This is a genomic window from Streptomyces sp. NPDC059875, assembly GCF_042731085.1.
GTDB lineage: Bacteria > Actinomycetota > Actinomycetes > Streptomycetales > Streptomycetaceae > Streptomyces.
The window spans coordinates 44,683-69,021 of sequence record NZ_JBHWJZ010000035.1 but is presented as its reverse complement, the minus strand read 5'-3'; the positions used below and the strand labels follow the sequence as shown (position 1 = coordinate 69,021).

Below are 24,339 nucleotides of genomic sequence, written 5' to 3'. Positions count from 1 at the left end.
CACTCGCTATGACAAACGCGCCAGCCACTACCAAGCCATGGTCACCCTCGCCTGCCTCCGACTCTGGCTGCCATGACTTTCCGGACAGGCCCTAGCCCCGTTCCTCACGACACAGGCGCACCACGGACTCTTACAGCCAGTCGCGCTTCTTGAAGATGACGTAGAGGCTCACGCAGACCACTGCCATCAGCAGGATTGCGAAGGGGTAGCCGCCTGCCCACTTCAGTTCGGGCATGTCTTCGAAGTTCACGCCGTAGATCGTGCCGACCAGGGTCGGGGCGAAGAGGATGGCGGCCCACGAGGAGATCTTCTTGAAGTCGTCACCCTCACGTCACTGACCTGCGGAAATCGACTGGAGAGGCCCTCTGGTCTGCACCGATCCGTCTTTCCTGCCCTTTCGTCGTGCTGCCCATTGATGCGGCCGATTCTCCCCAGCCGCTCCCCAACGGGGCTCCATTCTCCACAGATTCTCCCCAGCTATGGGGGCCTCAGAAGGTGATTCACCGCTGGTCAGCGGAGCGACTTGAGCCGCGAGCAGTCATGGTCGACGACGTGTCAGTCCCCCGGTCTAACCTGTGGACCGCATGACGACGCAACGGATCGAGCGGGGGTTTGGTGTGGTGCAGTCCTCACGGCAGCCGGTGGTGATCGACAAGAAGATCGATTTCCTCCCGTTCCACGACATGCCTTGGGACGACTTCGAGCGGTTGGTCTGGGAACTTGTGCAGGCGGTGGAGTGTCTGTCGCCCTGCCACCGCTACGGAACGCCGGGGCAGGCACAGGGCGGTGTCGACATCGTTGGGCGTGCGGCGGACGGTGGGTGGCACGCCTTCCAGGTCAAGCAAGTGACCCGGTTCACGGACACAAACGCGAGGAAGGCGCTGGACACCTTCGTCCACGGCCCGCGCCCTCAGGGCGCGGCGCGCCTGGTCATCGTCACCTCATGCAGGGGGACGCGAACCCAAGTGCGCGACCTGGCCCATGACTACCAGGACCGGCATCCGGAGCTGGCCCTGGGTGAGATCTGGGATGCAGAGCACCTGGGGATCTTGCTGCGTAGCCGGCCGCTCATCGTGGCCCGCTACTTCGGAGACGAAGCGGCTCGCCGGTTCTGCGACCACGAGGCACTGGGGGAGCTCTCACGCATGGAGAGCGCGGACGGTCTGGATGGTCCGGGCATCCCGCTTGCCGCCGCCGACCCCTTCGGCCTGGAGGTCCACGAGGCGATCACTGTCGATCACGCCACGGACGATGGCCCACTTCCGTCATATTTCCGCCGGCCCTTCGACGACGAACTCGGCACCGCCGTGAACCAGGTCCTCACAGGGCGAAGCGTCATGAAGGTGCTCCTCGGAGACTCCTCCACGGGAAAGACGCGAGCGGCATGGGAGGCGATTCAGCGGTTGCCCGGGGGATGGCGACTATGGCATCCGGCTGGCCCTGACGACCTGCTCGCTGCGATCGACTTGGTGGCCCCCCGAACGGTCCTGTGGCTCAACGAGATCAACCGCTACCTCCTCTCCGGCGATACCGATCGGGACGAACAGGTTGCTGGCAGGCTCATCGGGTTGCTCCGAAGCGCCCGATCCGCACCCGTGCTCGTCCTCGGCACGGCCTGGCACGAGCACTGGTCCACGATGACCACCGCGCCACGCGACGAACGCGCGCAGACGAAAGCCCTGCTGGTCAGGTGCTGGATCCGAGTACCGGAGATGCTCAGTGAGGACGAGCTCTCCACCCTCACCGCAGAGTCCGAGCGAACCGATAGACGGATGCTGCAGGCGGCGCGGCTCGCCGAGAGCGGACACGTCATCCAGTACCTGGCCGGCGGCCCCGCCCAGTTGGAGCGCTACGAGACAGGATCCCCCGCCGCCCGCGCGGTGCTGCAGGCCGCGATGGACGCCCGTCGACTGGGCCACGGTCTCCATCTCCCCCACGCCTTCCTCAAGAACGCTGCCGCGGCGTACCTCACCTCGCTGCAACGTGATCTGGCGCGGCCCGACTGGTTCCTGCGAGCGGTGGAGTACCTGTCGGCCCCGTGTCGGGGCGTACGCGGGCCCCTGACACCGGCTGCGGGCTCATCCCTGCCGAATCCACTGGAACCGAGCCACTACCGACTCTCGGACTTCGTCGAATTACACGCGAGAAGACATCGCCAACTGGATTGCCCGGGTGGAGGATTCTGGTCCGCTGCCGCACGGCATGCCGCCAGCGCGAGGGACAAGGTCGCCTTGAGCCGTGCAGCCTTGGCCCGCGGCAAGACGAAGGACGCCGAGGCCCTGGCCATGGCGGCGGCGGAGGACGGCGAGGGCGCGGCTCTGTCCACGTTCGCCCGATGGCTCGAGGAACATGGCAAGGACGAGGACGCTCTGTCCTACTTCGAGTTGGCCGCCGAGATCGGCGACGCCGAGGCTCAAGTCGTCCTGGCTTGGCGGTACGAGCGTGCGCAACGGCTCGACGAGGCGGAACGTTGGTACCGGAAGGCCGCGGAGTCCAGCGGCAGGTTCGACGCCGCCGCGGGGCTCGCGTCCGTCCTGTCCCAGCGCGGAGACGACACGGCTGCGTCGCAGCTCTACGAGGCAGTCCTCGACCGCGGCTTCTTCGGAGCCCGGGCAGTTGAGTACCAGGCCCGATGGCTGGCCGATCACGACCAACACGAGCGCGCCCTCAACCTCGCGACGCGATCGTTCGAAGCCGGCAATAGTGAAGCCTTCACCGGGCTCGCCTGGACCTACATGTACACGGACACGCCTCGGGCGATCGAGGTGTTCCTGCACGCCATAAAGGCGGGCGACAGGAACGCCCCTCGCGAACTCGCCTGGGTGTATGAGAACGAGGGGGATACAGCCCGCGCCGAACACTTCTGTGAGATTGCCGTCTCCCTGGGCGAGACGAACGCTCTGCGTGGCCTGGGCATGATCCGCCGCAGCAAGGGTGACCACCGATCGGCCGCCGGCCTGCTCTGGAGGGCGTACAACCTCGGCGTGCGCGACGCGTTGCCAGAGCTGGCCAGACTGCGGGAGGAGGCAGGCGAACTCAAGCGAGCGGAGCGGCTCTATTGGCGCGTTCTCCAGGAGGGGGACCCGAGCGCGGAGCAGGATCTCGTCCGCATCCTGGAGACTACGGGAAGGACACGACAAGCCGAGGACCTAGCCGCCCGTTCCGCAACCCTCCTCGAAGTCCTCGCACGTGCCCGTGCCGTCCGCGGCGAGCGTGAGGCCGCCGAACACGTCCTGGTCCCAGCGATCCGCCAGGGAAACCCGCACCTCCTCCTGCCTCTCGCAGCCATCCGCCGACAATGCGGCGACACCGCGGGCGCGCAACTCGCCCTGCGCCAGGCACAGGACGCAGGTGTCCGGTTCGCCGCGGAGCGGCTGGCGGAGCTGGAAGCAGAGTCCGCCCGACCGGAGGCGGTCCGCGATGTCCGCAGCTAACTGAGCTCGGAGACCCCGTCGTCGTACACGAGGGGCGAGTCCCCCGAGGCGGTCGCCGACCTGGGAGGCGCCGGAAGAGGGCGGCCTCTGGGTGGCGGCGTGCAGGTTTCTTGGAGGGCGGCTCCCCCGCTACCCGCCGCCTGATTTCCTACACGGCGTGCGCCGTGGTCAGCGGGATTACAGGGGTTGCGAGCGCCTCTCAGCGGTCACGCGAATTACGTGACCGTCGACACCGATGTCTGCGTCGGTTCAAGGTCACCCGCAATGGCTGTCGTCGGGGTAGAGGCAGACAACGCTGTTGTTGGCGACGTACCACCGACCTGCGCTGTTCCTGTACAGGCTGCCGAGGTCGCTGTAGCTCCCCTTGTAGCGGATCTCGGAGCCGTTCCAGAAGGAAGCAGGAAACCCCAGTCGGGCGAGTCGGAGTGCTGGCCCGAGGGGCCAGCCAGCCTGGCCGATTCGAGATCGTCAAGCCGTATCTGGGTGTGCGGCCCTGCTTCGCTGTCAATGGCCATCGGGACGCAGTAGGCACGGGCTGCCACACCTCGGTGACGGGAACCCCGCTGCCGAGGGCGCCGCCCTCGTCTGCCGTCTGCCATCTGCCGTCTGTCGGCGGCGGAGCAGTCAGAGCTGCCTCAGCCGGCGCTCCTGGCGACGTGAGATGCCTCGCTTTCACGTGAATCGCCAGCGGATCACGCGCACGGTGACGACACTGTCACTCATCGCCCAATCTTTGTGGGGCAAACGGTAGGAGGAAGGCCAGACCGTCCATCCCGCAGTAGTGCTCGCCCCAACCGGCCAAGGACCCATGACCAGCCCTCACCGCTTCGCCGACCGCATGCCCATCGTCACCTACCTGACGGCCAAACATGCGCTCTACTACCGCATGGCACTCGACGTACTCCTCGAAGAAGAGGCCCGCCTGGGCATCCACCTGCCGACGGCAGACATCAGCCAGGAAGTGTCACAGCGACTGGCGACCGCTCCCGAGCTGCAGGAAGAAATGCCTGCGATGGAGGACCTCCTCGAGTCCCTCCATGGCTGGGGCAATGTGGCGCGCATCTACAACATGCGCCGCAGCGGCACCGCGCAGGAGTTCCTGCACAAGGACTTCCTGTACCAGCTGACCTCCGAGGGCGCGCAGGTCCACCGCACCATGACTCTCATCGACCAGGAGATGGGCACCACCGGAGCCCTTCAGGCGTCGATGCTGCCTGAGGTCCTGGAGGCGATGGAAATCCTGGTCGCCTCCGCGGAACAGACACCACCTGATCTCGTCGGGGCAGGACGTGCCTTCCAGCGCCTGGTCGGCGGTTTCACCCAACTGTCTGAGAACGCCAAACGCTTCGTCCAGGGCCTCAACCGCTCACTCGCCGTCGACGGGAAGCTCGACATTGAGGCGTTTCTCGCCTACAAGGAAGTCGTCGTCAGCTACCTGCAGACCTTCATCCTCACCCTGGACCGGCACGGCCCACGCATCTCAGCCCTGATCGCCCGAGCGGAAGAGGTCTGTTTCCCGCAGCTCCTCGAAGAGATCGCATCCGTGGAGGCTGCGCCTCAGCTCGGTATATCCAAAGAGGCCATCGTGGCACGCGACACGACCCGGCTCAGGGGCCAGTGGGCCGGAGTCCGCAGCTGGTTCCTCACGGGAACAGACCGCCCTCCTGTCGCGCAGACCCTGCAAGACCGTGCCTCCGACGCCGTCAATCACATCCTGCTCACCATCCGCCAGATCAATGACCAGCGCTTTAGACGCGTGGACAGAACCGCCGACCTAGTTGCACTGGCGTCGTGGTTCGACCGCATGGACGACACGCGCCCCGACGACATCGCCGCGCTGTGGCGCACAGCGTTCGGCATGTACTCGGCCCGTCACCTCGGCACGGTGCGGCCGCTGGAAGACGACATCGACATCCTGCCGGATGACAGCTGGTGGCACGGCCCGCCTGCACCTGTTTCCGCCGCGTTGCGCGCAACAGGCCCCCGCAGCCGTTCAGGGCCGCTTCCACGGGTGCGCAGCTCCCGGCGCGCCAAGAGCCTGCTCGCCGTAGAGCTGGGCAAGGAGCAGGAGAAGGCGACCTCGGCCGAGGATTCACTGGCAGCTCGCAGCCCCATTCGGTTCTCCATGCTGGGACAACTCAACGATGCGGAAGCCGAGGTGCTGCTCCGCTGTCTCGACAGTGTCCTCTCCACGCGCCCCGACCCGGCCGGCATCCGCCGCTCCAAGACCAGCGACGGCCGTCTCCTGCTGGTTCTTGCTCCGGTCGAGGGCGCGACCGGAGGCACCGCCTCCCTCGCCCTGCGGGGCGGACGAATGAGCCTCGCCGACATGGAACTGACTCTCCACCGGACCGGAAAGAAGCACGCGTGAAAGGGTGGACCGGAGAAGCGGGGCACGCCCGCAGCCTCGTCGTACGAGCCCTGCTCAACCGCCCCCTGATCCTCACGAACAGGGCGAACAAGCACGTCGTCGACCTTGCCCACGCCCACTATGCCGAGCTGCGCAGCTGGTTCGACCACCACCTGGGCTGGCAGCTGCGTGTGGACCGTGACCGGATCCGGCTCTTCAAGATCCCCGAGGCACCCGGTCGGCAGGGCAACGACGCCCCCACCGCCCGCGAGTGCGCGCTGTACTGCCTGACCCTCGCAGTCTTGGAGGACTGCGGACACCAGACAGTGATCAGCGAGCTGGCCGAGAAGATCACAGCACTGACCGAGACCCACTCCGTGCTCCGTGCTTTCGACGCCACCGTCCGCCGTGAACGCGCCGACCTCGTCGCCATGGTCCGCCTGCTCGTCTCACAAGGTGTCCTCACCCCCGAACGAGACAGAAGCCTGACCCGAGAGGACGAGAGGGAGTACATCCAGGGCAGCGGCGACGCCCTGTATGCCGTGGACCACCGGACGGCAGCCCTGATGATCGCCTCCCCGGTGCCACCCGCGCTCGCCGGCGGACCACAGGGACTGATCGCGGAAACCGACCCCGACCACACGGACACGGCCGAACGCGCGATCCACCACGCACTGATGCGGCGCTTCGTGGACGACCCCGTCGTCTACTTCGACGACCTGCCCGACGAACAGCGCAGCTACTTCCACACCCACGCCGACGAACTGATCCAAGCAGTCCGAAGAGGACTCGACTGCCGCGTGGAGCTGCGCACCGAAGGGGTCGCCATCATCGACGAAGACCTCACCGATCTGGAGTTTCCCAAGAGCAGCACCCCCTCCTTTGCCGCCCTCGTGCTGGCCGACGCCCTGGCACACGAAGCCGGACACGCACCTCAGGAACAACCGGTCGTCCCCGAGCACCGGGTGCGCGAGCTCGCAGCCGACGTCGCCGCGACACTCCTGCGGCTCGCCCAGAAGATCAACAACCACCCGATCGACGCCGAGCGAACGCTAGAGGCCGCAGTGCCGATCCTGAACCGCCTGAACCTGATCCAACGGCTACCCGAAGGCATACGCGTCCGCCCCGCCCTCGCCCGCTACCGCGCGCCACACGGGCAGGGCGCACGCAAGGTCCAAAAAGACCTGATGCTCTTCGGCCACGACGACCTGACCACCAGTCCAAGCGAGAACGGCGCCGATGACCACCGCAACTAGCACCACCGAGTCTGCCGACTCCGGAGCCCCGTACTAGACCGCCTGCTCAACGGCGAACCGCCCATCCCCAGCCGCGACCGCTACCAGCCCCTGCGGATGGGCCTCATCGGCATCTGGGAGTACACCGAGCAGGAGTTCTACTTCTACAACGGCAGGCTCATTCTCCGAGGCCGCAACGGCAGTGGCAAAACCAAGGCCCTGGAGACAACCAGCCCCCTGCTCCTCGACGCCATCCTCAACGCCCGCCGACTCGACCCCTTCGGCAACTCCGCGCGGTCCATGCGCGACAACCTCCTCTACCGCGGCCGCACCCAGCAGGTCGGCTACGTATGGACCGAGTACGGCCGGATCACCGAAGACGGCAGCCACGAGTTCCTCACTATCGGCATCGGCATGCACGCCCTCGAATCCATGCCCAAGGGCATCCGCCCAGCGTGGTACTTCGTGACCCCCAAGCGCATCGGCGTCGATTTCTCCCTCTACAGCGAGGACCGCACCCCTCTCCTGAGAGCCGGCCTCGAAGAGGCCCTAGGGAAAGATGCCGCCCTGTTCGAACGAGCCAGGGACTACCGAAGTGAAGTCGCCCGGCGCCTCTTCGGATTCTCCCCGGCCCGGCTGCGTTCCCTCGTCGACCTTCTGCTCACACTGCGCCGCCCCAAGCTCAGCGAAGACTTCAACGTGGCCAAGCTGAGCCAGATGCTCACCGACGGACTGCCTCCTGTGAGCTCCACCCTCCTGGAGGATCTGGCAGGCAGATTCGACGAACTGGCCCGGGACCGCGAAGAGACCCAGACCCTGATACGCGACAAGGACCACATCGACACGTTCCTCACCTCCTACGCCCGCCTCGCTCGCAGGGTCGTACACCGCGACGCCCGGCTCATCCTCGACGCCGGACGCCACCTGCGAGCGACCCAGCGGGCGCTCAAGAACAAGCGCGATGCCCACGACGCCGCCAAGCGCGAGCTGGGCCGACTCGAGGCAGAACGCACCACCCTTGAGCTGAGCAGGGACACACTCCAGACCCGCCTCAACGAGCTCAACGCCAGCCCGGAGATGAAGCAGCACGGACTGATCGCTGAGCTGCAGAGCCAGGTTGCCGAGCACGAGATCCTCTACGCCAAGGCCGACAAAAGACACACCGAGACAGCCGGCGAGCATCGCACCGCGACAGAACAACAAAACGCCGCGCAAAAGACGCAGGACGAAGCACTACAGCAACTCGTCCAGTTGGAGAACGAAACCGACCGGCTCGCGCTCCGAACGGCACTGCACGACACCTTTCACGGAGCACGCGAACTCATCCGCCTCGACCCGTCACAAGCCCGCACACTCCTCACGGGCCACATCCGAAGCCGGGACGCCATCCTCAAGCAGGCGACACAACTCGCCCACATCGTCGAGGAAGCACGACGCAAGCACGACGTCGTCGCCAGCCACTGCCGTGACCTGCTCATACGACGGGGCATCGCCAAGAAGTCCTGCGACACCAACGAAGAACTCGTCGCCCGGCGCGTCGAGGAACTGTCCCGCTTCCTCGTCGACTGGTCGGAACGCTGCGAGCAGATCCGGCTGACCGAAACCCAGCTGAACACCCTGCTGATCACCGTTCCTGCCCTCGGCCAAGAGGGCAGCGTCACCCTGGCGGAACTGATCACGAACGAGACCAAGAGCCTCGAACGCTCCCTGAACATGACTCTCGCCGACGAGAAGGCCTCCCTCGCACAGCTCCAGAACCAGCACGAGACACTCACCGCCGAACGCGACACCGTCGCCGCCCACAGCGATCCCGTTCCACCGCCGACGGCCACCGCCCGCCGGGCAAGAGAACCACATCTCGAAGACGGGGCACCGCTGTGGAAACTCCTCGAGTTCGCGCCTCACGTAACCGCGACGCAGGCTGCTCTCCTCGAAGCCGCACTTCTCGGCGCCGGCGTCCTCGACGCCTGGGTCACCCCCGACGGCTGTGCCCTGGCACCCGACACCCTCGAAACCATCCTGCTGCCCACACACGCTCACCAGCAGGACGCCACCTCACTGGCCGACGTCCTCACCGCCGTCGACCATCCCCTGGTGCCGGCCCAGGCAACCCAGCAGATCCTTGCCTCCATCACACTGGCCGACCAGGACACCAACCCCAAGCAATACCCCACATGTATCGGCCTCGACGGCTCCTGGCGCATCGGAGCGGTTCACGGCCGCACCACCGGTACCACCGCCGCCTACATCGGAGCAGCCGCCCGCGCCGCGGAGAAACGCCGCCGCCTGGCGGCGCTCGACAGCCAGCTCCACGCGCTCTCCGACCACATCGACCGGCATGAACAGCAGATAGAGGCGACCCGGCACCGTATCGACGACCTCGACGCCGAACGGGCCGAAACCCGTCACATGGACCGAGACCTCCGCACCGCTCACCAGAACCTCGACGGGGCACGCGCACTGTTCCAGCAACTGGACCAGCAGACCCAAGAAGCACAGGAGACCAAGCGCGGTCTCTGGGAGGGGCAGCAAGACGCCGAGCAGGCCCTGGACGACTACGCCCGCCCCCGGTCCGCGCCCACCCAGATCGCTGCCATCAGCGCTGAGCAAGACGCCCTCCGGCGCTACCAGAACGCGCTCGGCGATGCTCTCCACGCTGCCGAAAAGCTGCAGGCCTGTGAGGTGACGACGGAGCAGTCCGTGCGGCGGCTGATCGCACTCGACGGACAGCTCACCACCCGGACCAAGGAACGGGGCGAAACGGAGCAGACCCTAGAGCAGAAACGCACGCGACTCCGCGTCAGGCAAGAACTCGACGGTGTCGGCATCGCCGAAGTCCTGGCCAGCGTTGCAGCAACCGGCGAGCAACAGCGCGCCGTCATCTCGCATCTGGAAACCAACCGCCTCAAAAGCGAGCCGGCCGCAATGCGAGCAGGCGCCCTGGGCAACGACGTCGAGACCACCGAACTGCAGCGCGATGAACGCGAGCGACACCTGGCAGACACGGTGGAGAACTACCGCCGCCTGGCCACCCGCGGCTTCCTCGAGCTCGCCGGTCTCACCCATGCCCTCGCCGACGAACCGGAAAGAGTCGAAGAGCAGGCCCAGACGGCCGCCGAACACCTCGCCGACGAGCCGTGCTCGGAGCAGGCTCTTAACGACGCCCGCAACAATGCCGACGAACAGTTCCGCTTCCTGCAGACCGAACTCGCCGGCCCGGACTGGAGACCCCGCTCACAGAGCGACGCAAACCTGCTCCTGGTCAGCGTCCTGCACAACGGTGAGTCCCATTCCATCCCCCAGGTCCAAGACATCATGGCCAAGGAGATCAACACCCGCCGCACACTCCTGGACGAAGGCGAGCACAAACTGTTCACCGAGGTCCTCCTCGGCCGCCTCGGAGACCACCTGCGCCACCGCCGCGCCGAGGCCAAGGGCCTCATCGACCGCATGAACACCCTGCTCAACAACGTACCGACCTCTTCCGGCCTCCTGATGAAAATCATCTGGGAACCCGACCCCCGCCAGAGCCAAGACGTCCGGGACGCCTTGACGACGCTGGACAGCCAAGCCAGCAAACACCTCTCAGAAGCCGCTCGCGAACGGCTCATCCACTTCCTCGCCGGACAGGTCGAAGCGGCACGCGACCGCGAAAGCAGCGCTGACTGGCGCGTCCACCTCCGCCAAGCACTCGACTACCGCTCCTGGAACCGCATCCGGCTTCGCTACAAACCCGCCCCGGACCAAAGATGGACCAACCTGACCGACGAGAAGCAGCAGCAGGGATCAGGAGGCGAGAAAGCCGTCACGCTCCAGTTTCCTCTCTTCGTCGCTGCGGCAGCCCACTACGAAGGAGCCGCCCCCACCGCGCCGCGCCCCATCTACCTCGACGAAGCATTCGCCGGCATCGACGCCGAGATGCGCGGCCGCTGCATGGGATTGCTTACCAGCCTCGACCTCGACTTCGTCATGGCCAGCCACGACGAGTGGGGATTCCACGAAGAAGTCCCCGGGGTCGCCACCTACCAGCTCTTCCGCCACCCCGGAATCCCCGGTGTCCTCACCACCCCCATCATCTGGGACGGCACCGAACGCCACGACCTGGCCGACCCCGCCCTGCGCCACACCCCCCACGACACAGGACTCGACTGGGAGGACGAAGAAGACACACTCGACGACGAATTTGTCGACGATGACGACGACACACTCCAGACCGCCGAACACGAAGACGACGGAGACGATGACACCGAGACCTGAGCTGCCCCCAGCACTCATGGAGTGGACACGTACCCCAGGCGGCGCCAAATTCTGCGACGCCGTCCGCCGCCGCATCGCAAACGGCGGTGGACTGGACCGCCCCATGAACCTCTCCATGACCGCTCGCGAACGCGCCGACCTGATCGAACTCTTCGGCATCGCAAGTCTCAACGGAAGGTCCGTCCATCTGGCCCGCGCGGACGACGCGCTCCTCAACAGCGCCTACGCGGTCCCCCTACGCCAGCTCCTGATCGCCGTCGCGGGCCCCCTCCTCACCAACCGTGGCCAGACCCGCTACCGCAGCATGATGAAAAAGCAACGCGTACGGGAAGCCCGCACCGACCTCGCCCAGCGCATCAGCGCAGTCCCCGAACTCGCCGGCGAACTCGGCCTCCTCAACGCATTGATCGACGAGAGCTCTGCGCAGGCACCCGAACACTCCGCCACCGGCACACGCGTTTGGTCCACCTACTCGGCTGGCCTCAAGGCCGCAGCCGAATGGTTCAACGCCCGCCGACGCGGCTGGAAGTTCTCCGAGCGCGAGCTCGCCGTACTAGCGCTCGGAGGGAGCAAGAACTGGACCCCACCCTCCAAGAGAGCCTTCAGTAACGTCATCAACACGCCCTTCGAAGAAGCCGTGTACACCACCGACACCGGCATCCGCATGCTCGGACCGGCAAGCTGGTACCTGAACAGCCTCGTTGCCGACGCTTCCGCGGCGACACCTTTCATCGAGCTGCCCGGCAAAGCAGCCGCCACCAACGGAACCCTCGACGTCACAGCGACAGGTGTCCTGTTGGTGGAGAACCAGGAAACCTTCCAAGCTCTCAGCCGTACCAGCGTCCCCGAGGACTGGCTGTGCATTTGGATGGAGGGCTACGCCTCGGACGCTCTGGCCAACCTGCTCAGACAGCTGCCCGACATTCCTCTCGCAGCCTGGGGTGACCTCGATCCGCCCGGAATCGACATCATCCACAACCTCAGCAACAAGAGCGGTCGCACCATTCAGCCCGTCGCCATGGACCCCGTCCTCTATGCAGCTGGCCCCAAGCTCGTCGAAGCTCCAAAGGACCTCGAGGGCTGGCGCACCCACGCCGAACTCCAGATCACCACCACCCTCCCGACCCTCCGGCCCCTGGCTTGCGCAATTGCGGCAAACAACGGCTATAGGTGCGAACAGGAAGGGCTGCACGAGAGAGTGCTTCCATTCCTGCACGATTGGCTCAGGGGAATAGAGATCATCTGACGCCCACACAGCCTTGTGCGGGGACGGCGGCGAGACGGCCTTGGTCGCGTACCGGTGGAGTAGTTGGTGGCTCTGACGACTCTCCATACGGACGGCCCGCGCACATGGTCACGGCGGCTCGTAACTCAGCGACGCCCGAGCAGGGCTGGCGAAGGTCCGGAGACGATCATTGCTGGATCTCCGCGCAGAACTCGATCAAGTCTACTCGTTGGAGGTTCCCGGGCATTCTGGCGATTCGGCACTGCCCCGGCCCCCGAAGTCGTCCCCTGCTTCGAGATCTCCCTAGTCCTGTACGCCGAACACAGCTTCATCGCCTCGACGTTCACCGCCCGGGTCGTCACGTCGATTCTCTCCGACCTCTACAGCGCGGCTACCGCGGCGATCGGCACTCTCAAGGGCCCGCTGCACGGCGGCTAACGAAGCCGTGATGCAGATACTGAACGAGATCGGGAATCCGGACCGGGCGGGGGAGTGGTTGGACGAGGCATGGAACCGCTGGCCGGCGTGACGGATGAGGTGCTGCGCAGGCCCGTATGGCGAACCAGATCAGGCGATCCCACGGCGCGGACGGGTCTGGCAGGGGTACTCCCCGTCGCTGACCTTGAGTATCGCCACGCAGATTCTGAGGGAGGCCGTCAGTGGCTACCAGCAGCTGGTCGTGGGGCCTCATCCTACCGATCAGGCGTTTGCGCTAGAGGCTTTGAAACGGTGTCTGTCGGCCGGACCCGTTGCTGATTCGTTCTCGCCCCGTTGCGATCAGTCAATGTCCGGGGCATCCGACTCTTCGAGGAGGCGGGTCGCGAGGTCGTCGGCCCACTCCACGGCCCACGTGCGGAGAGCGGTGATGGTGGCATCGTCGAGGCCGTAGGCGGCGAAGGCTTCGTCATCGGTCCACTCGGCGCCGGTGAGGTTCGCTTGGAGGTCCTCGCGCTCGAAGCGGCCGCGGGCGTGGCGGCGACCGAACTCCTCGAGCTCGGAGTTCGTCCAGCGGCGGGAGGCAGCGAACACGTCGATCAGGTCGCGGGGCGCTCCTCGGTCGGCAAGGGCTCGGACCTTGGTCCCGATCACGTCCTCCTCCGCGAGGACAGGCCCGTAAGGGCTCTGGGCGACGGGCCGCCAGAAGATCTCCTTGAGGATGTCGACTTCACAGTCCTGCCCGGTGACTGGGTCGGTCACGGTGAAGCGAGCGGACAGAGGGGCAGTCTCCAGCGCCTGCACTTTCCAGCCCCTGGCCTTGAGGCCGCTACAGAGCGCGGCCGCGATGTCGGCCATGGGCGCCGGGTTCTCGGTGGCGACATCGAGGTCCTGGCTGGGACGGTTCACGAGGCGGTGCGCCCTCACGGCATACCCGCCGGTGAGGACCAAGGGATACGGCGAGCCGAGGGCAATCACATCCGCCAGTAGCCGGGTATGCAGCTCTGGCATGCCCGTCACGCGGCTGCCCGGGTGCTGGAGGCGAGCTGGGGGAAGGCGTCCTCCCACACGGTGCGCACCGTGCGACCGACGAGGGTGCGCAGCACGGGCCACTGCTGGAGGAGCAGATCCTGATTGAGGTAGCGGGGCAGGTCGTCGTGCAGGCCCTCGTGCAGGACGGTGCGGTACAGGCCCATGCGCTGGCGAGGTTTGCCCAGGTCGTACGAGGTCATCCCGGACCAGGCCAGGTGCAGCGGTAGCTCTACGACGCCGTGAGTCGGCCCGCGCAGCTCGTCCAGCGACTCCGGCAGACGGCGCCGGAACTTCTCCCGGTACAGCGCGAGGTCCGCGGCGTCCGCACCAGAGAGGTCTCTCGGCGCGGGTGCGGGGTGCTGCGGGCTGGAGGACATGCATCCATTATGGCGGCCGCAGAAGCGGTGCGGGCCATGACGTGCGAGCCCGCGCCCGGAGTGAGCAGGGCCGGCTCCCGCCAGTGAGCCGGCCGCCTGCCGCAGCCCGTTCTTGCCCTGAGCAGGCGACACGGGCTGTCGCCCGCTTGCGCATGAGACCTGGTACACGAAGAGGCCGGGCTGACCAGAACACGACTCGTCACCACAATCAGGGGGCCGCACAGAGAGGGCGGACGTGTGGCTCCGCTCAGAACCCAGTGTCACTGTCTGTGATCTGTTAGGGGCGGCAAGGGCGACCGGCGAGATGTTGAGCAGGAAGCAGGATAGGGACGAAGCCGCAGACGCAGGAGCTGTGTCGTCAGCCGATGGATTCTCCCTAGCGCCTGCAGGAGGGTAAAAGTCCTGGTCAGGGCGTTGCTGAAGGCAGGTAGACGAGATCACCCGCATCACTTCTCCTCAGGGACTCCCCAGAGCCCAAATTGGGCGCTTGTGTGGGAGGTGCAGAAGCAAACCATGCACGCTGCTTGAAGAGAGTCGGCCGACTCTAGAGCCAATCCCGTCGCTTGAAAATCACGTACAAACTGACGCAAACCACCCCCATCAAACCGACCGCGAAGGGGTATCCGAAGCTCCAACCCAACTCAGGCATGGACTCGAAGTTCATGCCGTAGATGGTTCCCACCAGTGTGGGTGCAAAGAGAATGGCCGCCCAGGCCGAGATCTTCTTGGTCTCCTCGCCGTCGTATCCTGCCCCGGCGGCCCGCCCCGCCGGAGGTGAACCTTACGGATCCCGGACGACGGCGCGCACGTCCAGAGGGAGCGCCGTCCGGTCCGTACGGTGATCCGCATGCGTGTACTTGTGACCGGCGGTGCGGGGTTCATCGGGTCCCACATCGTCGACGCCCTCGCGGCCCGCGGCCATGAACCCGTCGTCCTGGACGCCCTTCTCCCTACCGCCCACGACGGGCCGCCACCGGCCCTGCCCGCCGGGGCCGAGTGGCTGCACGGTGACGTGCGGGACCGTGGGACCGTCGCCCGCGCGCTGGACGGCGTGCGCGCCGTCTGCCATCAGGCCGCCATGGTCGGCCTCGGCAAGGACTTCGCCGACGCCCCCGACTACGTCGGCTGCAACGACCTCGGCACCGCCGTCCTCCTCGCCGCCATGGCAGAGGCCGGCATCGAACGGCTCGTGCTCGCCGGCTCCATGGTCGTCTACGGCGAGGGCCGGTACGACTGTCCCGACCACGGCCGGGTGCGACCGGGCCCCCGCGCAGACCAGGACCTGGCGGCGGGCCGGTTCGAGCCCCGCTGCCCGATCTGCGGCGCCGGGCTCGCCCCGGGCCTGGTCGGTGAGGACGCCCCCGCCGACCCGCGCAACGTGTACGCCACCACCAAACTCGCCCAGGAACACCTCGCCGCCGCCTGGGCGCGGACCACGGGCGGCCGGGCCGTGTCCCTGCGCTACCACAACGTGTACGGCCCCCGGATGCCCCGTGACACCCCCTACGCCGGAGTCGCCTCCCTCTTCCGGTCCGCGCTCGCCCGCGGCGAGGCACCCCGTGTCTTCGAGGACGGCGGCCAGCGCCGCGACTTCGTGCACGTACGGGACGTTGCCGCCGCGAACGCCGTCGCCCTGGAGGCCCTCGACGACCGGGCCCCCGCCGGCCTCACCTCGTACAACACCGGCAGCGGCGAGCCGCACACCGTCGGCGAGATGGCGACGGCGCTGGCAGCCGCACACGGCGGGCCGCCCCCGGTGGTGACGGGGGAGTACCGGCTCGGGGACGTACGCCACATCACCGCCGACTCCACCCGCCTCAGGACGGAACTCGGCTGGCGGCCCGAGGTCGGATTCGCCGAGGGAATGGCCGAGTTCGCTACGAGCGCGCTGCGGGGAGCGTGACCTCGAACCGGCAACCGCCGTCCACGTTGTGCACGTCGGCACGGCCCATGTGCGCCTCCACGATGCCCTGGACGATGGCCAGACCGAGCCCCGCGCCGCCCGGCGGGGTACGGGCCTCCGTACCCCGCCAGCCCGTGTCGAAGACCCGCGGCAGCGCGTCCTCGGGGATGCCGCCGCAGCCGTCCGTCACCGACAGGACCACCGACTCCGCACGACGCTCGGCCGCCACGGCGACGGTGCCGTCGGCCGGCGTGTGACGGATCGCGTTCACCAGCAGGTTCGCCAGGACCCGTGTCATCTCCCTGCCGTCGACCTCCACCGGCACCTGCTCGACCCGGTCGCCCACCAACCGCACGCCCTGCTCACGCGCCAGCGGCACCGCGCCCGCCAGCGCGTCCCCCACGAGATCGTCCACCGAAAGCCGGACCGGGGTCAGCGTCAGCGCGCCCGCGTGGATGCGGGAGAGTTCGAACAGGTCGCCCACCATGCTGTTGAGCCGGTCCACCTCGGTCCGGATCTGCCGGTGATAGCGGGCCGGATCGGCGACCACACCGTCCTCCAGCGCCTCCGACATGGCCCGCAGACCGGCGAGCGGGGTCCGCAGGTCGTGCGAGATCCAGGCGACGAGCTCCCGGCGGGACGCCTCCAGCGCGCGCTCGCGTTCCCGGGACTCCGCCAGCCGCTGACCCGTCATGGCCAACTCCCGGCTGAGCGCGGCCAGTTCCGCGGGAGCCGGCAGGGAAGGTGCCGTGAAGACGCCACCCTCGCCGAAGTCCCGTGCCGCCACGGCGAGTTCACGGACGCTGAGAACGACCCGCCGGCCCAGCAGCAGGGCCGTGCAGAGCGACACGACCGCCGCCATCGCGACGACCGTGGTGACCACGGACAGGTCGTGCGGCGACAGGAACATCGCCCACGCCACCGCGAGCGTCCCCGCGAGCATCGCCGTCACGGCGACGGTCGCGACGACGGCGAGCGAGACCGCCACCGACCGACGCCGCAGCAACCGCAGGACGAGATCGCCCAGCAGACCGGCCCCGGCCGCACCCAGGAAGGCGTACAGGGCGATGAGCACCATGTCGCGCACGGATCACACCTCCGTCGGTACGGGATCGAAGCGGTAGCCGGCGCCCCAGACCGTACGGATCAACAACGGCCGTGCCGGATCCTCCTCGATCTTGCCGCGCAGCCGCCGGATGTGGACCGTGACGGTGGACAGATCACCGAAGTCCCACCCCCACACCTCGCGCATCAGCCGCTCGCGGTCGCACACCTCCCCCGGGTGGAGCAGGAACCAGCTCAGCAGGTCGAACTCGCGCAGCGTCAGGGCCAGGGGCCGGCCGTCCTTGGTCACGCGCCGGGCAGCGGGATCGAGCTCCAGGCCGCCCAGGCGCAGCAGCGGCCCCGACGGCCTGCCCACGGAGTGCCGACGCAGCACCGCCTCGACGCGCAGCACCAGTTCGCGCGGGCTGAACGGCTTGGTGACGTAGTCGTCCGCGCCGATCTCGAGTCCGAGGATGCGGTCCTCCTCGTCGCTGCGCGCCGTCAGCATGATCACAGGGACCGGGCCGCGGGCCCGTAGCCTCCGGCAGACCTCCAGACCGTCCATGCCCGGCAGCATCAGGTCGAGGACCACCAGGTCCGGCCACCGGGCACCGGCCGCCGCCAGCGCGGCCGGCCCGTCCGCCGCCCGGTCCACGGCGAAGCCGGCCCGCTCCAGATACCCGGTCACCACTTCGGCGACGGTCGGGTCGTCGTCCACCACCAGGACGCGTGACGGTGTCTGCAGGGGTTGTTCGGGTCGCATGGGGTCAGCCTCGCACCGGTCACGGTCCGCCGGGTCACGCGGGGTGGGGCAAGGGGGCGACGTCCGCGTTTCGTAAGGTCCTCGGATCCCTTTTGTCCGGCCCGGATTCGTACGGTGAAATCCGTGACCGACTCGCATCCCACCGGGAACGCCGCGACCACGTACGCGGTGAACGTTGTCCTGCCCTGCCTGGACGAGGCCGAGGCGCTGCCCTGGGTCCTCGAACGGATCCCGCCCGGCTGGCGGGCGATCGTCGTGGACAACGGATCGACCGACGGCTCTCCGGACATCGCCCGGGCCCTCGGCGCGACCGTCGTCGACGAACCCCGGCGCGGCTTCGGGGCCGCCTGCCACGCCGGGCTGCTGGCCGCGGACGCCGACATCGTCTGCTTCTGCGACTGCGACGCCTCCCTCGACCCCGGCCTGCTCGTCCCGTTCGCCGCGCAAGTGGCGGCGGGGGAGGCCGACCTGGTCCTCGGCCGCCGGCGCCCTGAATCGTCCGGCGCCTGGCCGCCGCACGCCCGGGCCGGCAACGTCGCCGTCGCCCGGATACTGCGCCGCCGCACCGGACTCCGGCTGCACGACCTCGGCCCGATGCGGGCCGCCCGACGCGAGCCGCTGCTCGCCCTCGGCCTCACCGACCGGCGCAACGGCTACCCGCTCCAGATGGTCGTGCGCGCCGCCGACGCCGGCTGGCGCGTGCGCGAGCGGGACGTCCCCTACCTGCCCCGTACGGGACGATCGAAGGTCACCGGCACCTGGCGGGGGACCTGGAACGCCGTACGCGACATGCGGAAGGTGCTGGGCGAGGCGCCGCTGAGGCCACCGCTGAACGGGGCGCAGGAGGCGAACCGGTGAGCACCCTTCTCGTCATCGCCAAGGAACCGGTCCCCGGCCGCGTGAAGACCCGGCTCACCCCGCCGTTCAGCCCGGCCCAGGCCGCCCGGCTCGCGGAGGCCGCGCTCGCCGACACACTGGCGACCGTGCTCGCCACCCCCGCCGAGCGCCGCGTACTCGTCCTCGCCGGGGCGCCCGGCGCCTGGCTGCCCGCCGGCTTCGAGGTGGTGCCTCAGGGTTCGGGCGGGCTGGACGAACGGCTCGCGGCGGCCTTCGGTCACTGCACGGGTCCCGCGCTGCTGATCGGCATGGACACCCCGCAGGTGACCCCGGAACTCCTCGGCGCCGGAATGGACTTCAAGGACTGCGACGCGTCGTTCGGCCCGGCCGAAGACGGCGGCTTCTGGGCCCTCGGTCTCGCCACGCCGGACCCCGCCCTGCTGCGCGGAGTCCCCATGTCCGTACCGCGAACGGGGGCGGAGCAGCGCCGACGTCTCACCGGAGCCGGGCTCCTGGTGCGTGATCTACCGGCGCTTCGGGACGTCGACACCGCCGCCGACGCGCGGTCGGTCGCCGAGACGGCCCCCGGCAGCAGATTCGCCGGCGCGCACCGGGCACTGCGCGAGATCGGCATCGGATGAGCGCGCCGGAGCCCACCGGGCCGGTGCGAGTCCCGCCGCCCGTACGTGTCGCAACGGCAACGTCCCTACGGGACGCAGGGCTCGAGCACGTCACACCGCCTGTACGTGACACACGTTCCGACACCGTCCCGGCGCCGGTGCCTGTTCCGCGGCCCGCCGACGCGCCGGAAGCGGTCCGCGCGCCGGGCTTCGTACGCGCACCGGATTCCGCACCCGCACCCGCACCCGCGCCGGGCCACGCCCGCACTGCGGACCCCGTACGGGCCTGGCGGGCCGATCCGTACACCCAGGCAATCCGGTCGGGCCGCGGGCCCCTCTTCCTGCGGCGTGACGACGGCCGGTTGCTGCCCCTGGAGATCGAACGCTGGTGCGCCGCGGCCGACCCGGCCGACGCGACCGTCCTCGCCCTGTGCGAGGGCCCTGTGCTCGACATCGGCTGCGGGCCGGGGCGGCTGGTGCAGGCGCTGGCCGCCACCGGCCGCCCCGTGCTGGGCATCGACGTGAGCCCGGAGGCCGTCGACCGCACGGTCCGCGGGGGAGGCAGCGCGCTCTGCCGGTCCGTCTTCGAGCAACTGCCCAGCGAAGGCCGCTGGGGAACGGTCCTGCTGATGGACGGCAACATCGGCATCGGCGGCGACCCCGCGCTCCTCCTCGGGCGCGCGGCCGAGCTGGTGGGGCCCTCCGGGCAGGCCCTGGTGGAAGCCGCCGGCCCCGACGTCGACGAGCGGTCCGAGGTCCGGGTCGTCGACGGCCGGGGCGCGCGCGGCACAGGGTTCCCCTGGGCCCGCGTCGGGACCCGCGCCCTGCACGCGTATGCCGACGCCACCGGCTGGCGGGTCGGCCGCCGGTGGCGGACCGGCGGCCGGAGCTTCCTTCAGCTCCGACGCCGCTGACGCACCCGCAGGACACCGACGAGCACACCCGTACCGACCGCGACCACCTCCAGCAGCACCAGCCAGTTGCGGACGTAGTCCAGGGGCAGGGCCGTCGGGTTGGGCGGGGTGCCCGGCCGGACCATCAGCGGCAGCGCGACCAGGGTCAGGCACCCCGCGACGATCAGCCCGCCGCGCACCGCGCCCCGCGCGGGCGCGGCGGCGATCAGCAGCCCGACGGCCAGGACGAGCGGCGCCATCACCCCGTCGTGCAGCACGATCGCCCCCGCCAGCCAGACGGCCACCTCCCAGGCCGTGCCGGCGCGCAGAACCAGCACCGCGCCGAGCCCCATCAGCCCGACCCCCAACGCACCGCACACATACCGCACCATGCTCACAGCACCTCCAGTCCGCCGACCCACTTGGTCTGCCACACACCCGGCCGGTTCGGCGCGATGATCCGCGCCGGGAAACCGTGGTCGAGGGAGAGCACCTGCCCGTTCAGCCGGAGCGCCAGCAGGGTCAGCGGATCGTCCGCGTACGTCGCGCCCATCTCCATGACCCGGTAGGCGCCGTGACGCTCCAGGGACACCACCCGTACCCGCGACCGCGGCGAGGCTCCGGCGCGCTCCAGCAGGTCCCGGATCCGTACGCCGGTCCAGCGGGCCTCCACGCTCCAGCCCTCCACACAGGCGATCGGCAGCCGCACCTCGACCTGAGGCAGCGCGCCCAGCTCGGCCAGAGTCAGCGCGTACGGCCTCGGTCCGGCCACCGTGAGCCGCCAGTCCCGCGCCGCCGCGGCGGTCACACCCGCAGCGGCCGCCGTCCGGTTGATCGGCAGCCCCTGGGTGCCGTGGTCCGGGTGACGAGGCGCCAGCAGATCGAGCTCCTTCAGCGGCGTGAACGACTGGCCGACCGTGGTCAGCGTGACCGCCCCGACCCCGACCCCGATCGCCGCGAGCAGGGACCGCCGGTCCGGCTCGTCCTCGGCCGGCAGCTCCAGGGTCCCCGCTGACTGGCGCCCCCAATGGGAGCGGATCTCCGGCCACTTGACGGCGATGTGCAGCAGCAGCGCCCCGGCCAGGAGCCAGGCCACGGCGAAGTGCACCGACACGAAGGCGAACGGCCACGGGTACCACTCGACGGTGTTCAGCAGCCCGGTGAAGAGCTGGAGGACACCGGCCGCGACGAGGACCGCCACGGAGAGCCGCTCAAGCCCGTGCCGCACCGACCGCAGCGGCGGCCGGACGAACAGCCGCGGATAGACCGCCCACAACTTCGCCATCAGCAGTGGAATCGCCGCGATACCGCTCGCCACATGCAGCCCCTGGGTGAGGCGGTAGCCCCACGTCGGCCGGCTCGGCAGCACGTCGACGAGCCAGTCCGGCGGGCGCTGGACATAGTGGCTGATCACCCCGGTGACGAAACAGACCGTGAGAGCGAGTCCCAGCCAGCGGCCGATCGCGGTCGCCGTCCTCGGGTCGTGGAGGCGGCCGCGGAAGGAAGGGAGGGGAGGTGGCGCGATGCGCGGTGTCATGCCCTCCATCACACCGTTCACGTGCCCGCTGCGGGGGGAACGACTCCTTACGAAACACGGACGGCCGCCGCGCCGGACCGCCGGCCGGCAGGGACGACTGCCACCCTGCGGGATGTGATCAGCCCTCGCACCGTCCTCGCCGGCGGGCTCCTGACCGCGCTCACCACGGTTCTGGTGGGCACGATCCGCCACGACGGCCACGACCCCGGCGGCCTCACCTGGTGGTACGCCGCCTCCTGGGCGCTCTTCGCCGCCGCGGCCTTCTCCCTGCGGAAGGTGCCGGCCCGTCAGGCGGTCGCCCTGGTCCTGGCGGGATCCGCCGTGGTCGCCGCCACCGGCCTGGTCGCACCGCCGCGCACCAGCACGGACGCCTACCGCTACGCCTGGGACGGCCGCGTCCAGGCCGCGGGCATCTCGCCCTACGACCACGCTCCCGCCGACTCCGCACTCGCCCCGCTGCGCGACGACTGGCTGTTCCCGCACGGAGCCGGCTGCGACGGCCCGGACCTCACACCCGTCCCCGCCGCGCCGGGCACCGCCCACTGCACCCGGCTCAACCGCCCCGCCGTGCACACCATCTACCCCCCGCTCGCCGAGTCGTACTTCCACGGCACGCACCTGCTCGCCCCGGAGGGTGCACGCCTGAAGCCGTTCCAGATCGGCGGAGCCCTCCTCTCCGTCGCCGTCACCGCCGCACTGCTGCTGATCCTGCGCCGCCGCGGCGATCCACGGACCGCCGCCCTCTGGGCCTGGTGCCCCGCAGTCCCCGTCGAAGCGGTCAACAACGCCCATGTCGACGTGCTCGGCGTCCTGTTCGCCGTCGCCGGACTCGGCCTCGTCGTCCGCCACCGGGCGGCGGGAGGCGCGCTCCTCGGCGCCGCCGTCGCCGTCAAACTCATGCCCGCGATCGTCCTCCCCGGCGCGCTGGCGGGCGCGCGACGGCCGCGGGACGCGGCGGCCGTCCTGGCGCCGGCCGCCGCCGTCGTGGCGCTGGCCTACCTCCCGTACGTCCTCGACGCGGAAGCCTCCGTCCTCGGCTACCTCGGCGGATACGTGGCGGAGGAAGGCTACGACGACGCCGGCTCCGGCCGCCGCTACGCCCTGCTCCGCCTCGTGCTCCCCGATGCCTGGGCACTTCCCGCGCTGCTCGCCGTACTCCTCGGCACCTGCGCGTACGTCATCGTGCGTGGCGACCCCGAACGCCCGTGGAGCGGCGCGCTCCTGGTCACCGGGACGGCTTTTCTGCTGCTGACCCCCGGCTACTCCTGGTACGCGCTCCTGCTCATCGCCCTGGTCGCCCTGGACGGACGCGGGGAGTGGCTGCTCGTCGCGGTGGCCGGGGCTGCGACGTATGTCACGGCCCGGGCGTTCGCCGATCCGGCCGCGGTGGGAACGGTGGCGTACGCCGTCGCCGCGGCGACGGTTCTGGCGGGGGCGCTGCTGCGCCGCCGGAAATTCTCGGATTCGGCGGCAACCCCTGGCGCGGCGGCGGCAACAAGGAAGGGCAAGGACCCGAACAGACCCCCCACATCGAAAGCATGGGATACATGAGCAGACACAAGCAACGGCCCAAGCGCGTCGTCGTCCTCTCCGGGCTGGCCGCTACGCTCGGCCTGAGCACCGCCGTCCTGGCGACCACCCTGATGAGCCCCGCGAGCGCCGCCGGTGCCTGGCCCGAGGCGAAGGGCGACAAGCCCGTCACCGCCACGATCGAGGTCTCCGGGACGTACGACGGCAAGCTCCAGCGCTTCTACGGGAGCGGCGCGCTCGGCGGCGACGGACAGGACGAGGGGCAGGCCCCGCTCTTCAAGCTGAAGGACGGCGCCGTCCTCAAGAACGTCGTGCTCGGCTCGCCGGCCGCCGACGGCATCCACTGCATGGGCAGCTGCACGATCCAGAACGTCTGGTGGGAGGACGTCGGCGAGGACGCCGCCACCTTCAAGGGCAGCTCCGCGAACTCCGTGTACTCGGTCTACGGCGGCGGCGCCCGCAAAGCCTCCGACAAGGTCTTCCAGTTCAACGGCGCCGGCAAGCTGGTCGTCACCAAGTTCCAGGTCTCCGAGTTCGGCAAGCTGGTACGCACCTGCGGCAACTGCTCCAAGCAGTACCGCCGTTCGGTCATCGTCAACGACGTGGACGTGACCGCGCCCGGCAAGTCGCTCGTGGGCATCAACGCGAACTACGGCGACACCGCAGCCCTGCGGAACATCCGCATCCACGGCGACAGCGGCAAGAAGATCAAGCCGTGCGTCCGCTTCCAGGGCAACAACACGGGCAAGGAGCCCGTCGAACTGGGCAGCGGCCCCGACGGCACGCACTGCAAGTACACCGCCTCGGACATCAGTTACGACTGAGACGGCGACGCCACCGGCGCCCGGCGCGCCGGTGGCGGCCTGC

At 69.0% G+C, this 24,339-nt stretch carries 17 protein-coding genes and 3 pseudogenes; 12 read left to right on the top strand and 8 right to left on the bottom strand.

The window, feature by feature from the left end:
- Positions 1-130: 130 nt before the first annotated feature.
- Positions 131-316, bottom strand: a pseudogene (locus tag ACFV9D_RS32130) (CorA family divalent cation transporter); the annotation flags it as partial.
- Positions 317-584: 268 nt separating this feature from the next.
- On the opposite strand from ACFV9D_RS32130, the gene ACFV9D_RS32125 reads away from it, so the two are divergent.
- The 6 genes and pseudogenes from ACFV9D_RS32125 to ACFV9D_RS32100 all read left to right on the top strand — a co-directional run.
- Complete coding sequence (locus tag ACFV9D_RS32125; RefSeq protein WP_385154090.1) at positions 585-3,434, top strand: hypothetical protein; 2,850 nt, start codon at positions 585-587, stop codon at positions 3,432-3,434.
- A gap of 808 nt (positions 3,435-4,242) precedes the next feature.
- Entirely contained in the window at positions 4,243-5,805 is a 1,563-nt protein-coding gene (locus tag ACFV9D_RS32120) for a TIGR02677 family protein (protein WP_385154087.1), read from the top strand.
- The gene (locus ACFV9D_RS32115) at positions 5,802-7,040 is read left to right on the top strand and encodes a TIGR02678 family protein (protein ID WP_385154084.1); all 1,239 of its coding nucleotides are present in this window, start codon (positions 5,802-5,804) and stop codon (positions 7,038-7,040) included. Before ACFV9D_RS32120 ends, ACFV9D_RS32115 begins: the two co-directional genes overlap by 4 nt.
- 42 nt (positions 7,041-7,082) lie before the next feature.
- On the top strand, positions 7,083-11,276 hold the full coding sequence (locus ACFV9D_RS32110; RefSeq protein WP_385154099.1) for a TIGR02680 family protein: 4,194 nt from the start codon (positions 7,083-7,085) through the stop codon (positions 11,274-11,276).
- A gap of 103 nt (positions 11,277-11,379) precedes the next feature.
- Positions 11,380-12,522 carry a Wadjet anti-phage system protein JetD domain-containing protein gene (locus tag ACFV9D_RS32105; protein ID WP_385154081.1) on the top strand — a complete coding sequence of 381 codons (1,143 nt, stop codon included), beginning with the start codon at positions 11,380-11,382 and terminating at the stop codon, positions 12,520-12,522.
- Positions 12,523-12,756: 234 nt separating this feature from the next.
- Positions 12,757-13,009, top strand: a pseudogene (locus tag ACFV9D_RS32100) (citrate/2-methylcitrate synthase); the annotation flags it as partial.
- A 269-nt stretch (positions 13,010-13,278) separates the two neighbouring features.
- Here ACFV9D_RS32100 and ACFV9D_RS32095 read toward each other — a convergent pair.
- The 3 genes and pseudogenes from ACFV9D_RS32095 to ACFV9D_RS32085 all read right to left on the bottom strand — a co-directional run.
- On the bottom strand, positions 13,279-13,947 hold the full coding sequence (locus ACFV9D_RS32095) for a nucleotidyl transferase AbiEii/AbiGii toxin family protein (RefSeq protein WP_385154078.1): 669 nt from the start codon (positions 13,945-13,947) through the stop codon (positions 13,279-13,281).
- A gap of 5 nt (positions 13,948-13,952) precedes the next feature.
- The gene (locus ACFV9D_RS32090) at positions 13,953-14,345 is read right to left on the bottom strand and encodes a hypothetical protein (protein WP_385154075.1); all 393 of its coding nucleotides are present in this window, start codon (positions 14,343-14,345) and stop codon (positions 13,953-13,955) included.
- A gap of 544 nt (positions 14,346-14,889) precedes the next feature.
- A pseudogene (locus tag ACFV9D_RS32085) lies at positions 14,890-15,081 on the bottom strand (CorA family divalent cation transporter); the annotation flags it as partial.
- A 111-nt stretch (positions 15,082-15,192) separates the two neighbouring features.
- Between ACFV9D_RS32085 and ACFV9D_RS32080 the strand changes: the two are divergent.
- On the top strand, positions 15,193-16,248 hold the full coding sequence (locus ACFV9D_RS32080) for an NAD-dependent epimerase/dehydratase family protein (RefSeq protein ID WP_385154072.1): 1,056 nt from the start codon (positions 15,193-15,195) through the stop codon (positions 16,246-16,248).
- Here the strand turns inward: ACFV9D_RS32080 and ACFV9D_RS32075 are convergent.
- Both ACFV9D_RS32075 and ACFV9D_RS32070 read right to left on the bottom strand, forming a co-directional pair.
- Complete coding sequence (locus ACFV9D_RS32075; protein ID WP_385154069.1) at positions 16,223-17,335, bottom strand: sensor histidine kinase; 1,113 nt, start codon at positions 17,333-17,335, stop codon at positions 16,223-16,225. The genes ACFV9D_RS32080 and ACFV9D_RS32075 overlap by 26 nt on opposite strands.
- 3 nt (positions 17,336-17,338) lie before the next feature.
- Entirely contained in the window at positions 17,339-18,055 is a 717-nt protein-coding gene (locus ACFV9D_RS32070) for a response regulator transcription factor (protein WP_385154066.1), read from the bottom strand.
- Between the two features lie 114 nt (positions 18,056-18,169).
- On the opposite strand from ACFV9D_RS32070, the gene ACFV9D_RS32065 reads away from it, so the two are divergent.
- The 3 genes from ACFV9D_RS32065 to ACFV9D_RS32055 all read left to right on the top strand — a co-directional run bounded on the left by ACFV9D_RS32065 (position 18,170) and on the right by ACFV9D_RS32055 (position 20,426).
- Positions 18,170-18,913: a glycosyltransferase family 2 protein gene (locus ACFV9D_RS32065; protein WP_385154063.1), complete on the top strand. Its 744-nt coding sequence runs from the start codon at positions 18,170-18,172 to the stop codon at positions 18,911-18,913.
- Positions 18,910-19,533 carry a DUF2064 domain-containing protein gene (locus tag ACFV9D_RS32060; RefSeq protein WP_385154060.1) on the top strand — a complete coding sequence of 208 codons (624 nt, stop codon included), beginning with the start codon at positions 18,910-18,912 and terminating at the stop codon, positions 19,531-19,533. The genes ACFV9D_RS32065 and ACFV9D_RS32060 overlap by 4 nt, the downstream gene beginning before the upstream one ends.
- Positions 19,534-19,670: 137 nt before the next feature.
- Complete coding sequence (locus tag ACFV9D_RS32055; protein ID WP_385154057.1) at positions 19,671-20,426, top strand: methyltransferase domain-containing protein; 756 nt, start codon at positions 19,671-19,673, stop codon at positions 20,424-20,426.
- Here the strand turns inward: ACFV9D_RS32055 and ACFV9D_RS32050 are convergent.
- Both ACFV9D_RS32050 and ACFV9D_RS32045 read right to left on the bottom strand, forming a co-directional pair.
- On the bottom strand, positions 20,408-20,797 hold the full coding sequence (locus ACFV9D_RS32050; protein WP_385154054.1) for a hypothetical protein: 390 nt from the start codon (positions 20,795-20,797) through the stop codon (positions 20,408-20,410). The genes ACFV9D_RS32055 and ACFV9D_RS32050 overlap by 19 nt on opposite strands.
- Positions 20,798-20,799: 2 nt before the next feature.
- A complete protein-coding gene (locus ACFV9D_RS32045; protein WP_385154051.1) occupies positions 20,800-21,951 on the bottom strand; it encodes a molybdopterin-dependent oxidoreductase in 1,152 nt (383 codons plus the stop codon).
- Positions 21,952-22,056: 105 nt separating this feature from the next.
- Between ACFV9D_RS32045 and ACFV9D_RS32040 the strand changes: the two genes are divergently transcribed.
- Both ACFV9D_RS32040 and ACFV9D_RS32035 read left to right on the top strand, forming a co-directional pair.
- Positions 22,057-23,493 carry a glycosyltransferase 87 family protein gene (locus ACFV9D_RS32040; protein WP_385154048.1) on the top strand — a complete coding sequence of 479 codons (1,437 nt, stop codon included), beginning with the start codon at positions 22,057-22,059 and terminating at the stop codon, positions 23,491-23,493.
- A complete protein-coding gene (locus tag ACFV9D_RS32035; protein ID WP_385154045.1) occupies positions 23,490-24,296 on the top strand; it encodes a pectate lyase in 807 nt (268 codons plus the stop codon). The genes ACFV9D_RS32040 and ACFV9D_RS32035 overlap by 4 nt, the downstream gene beginning before the upstream one ends.
- Positions 24,297-24,339: the final 43 nt, after the last annotated feature.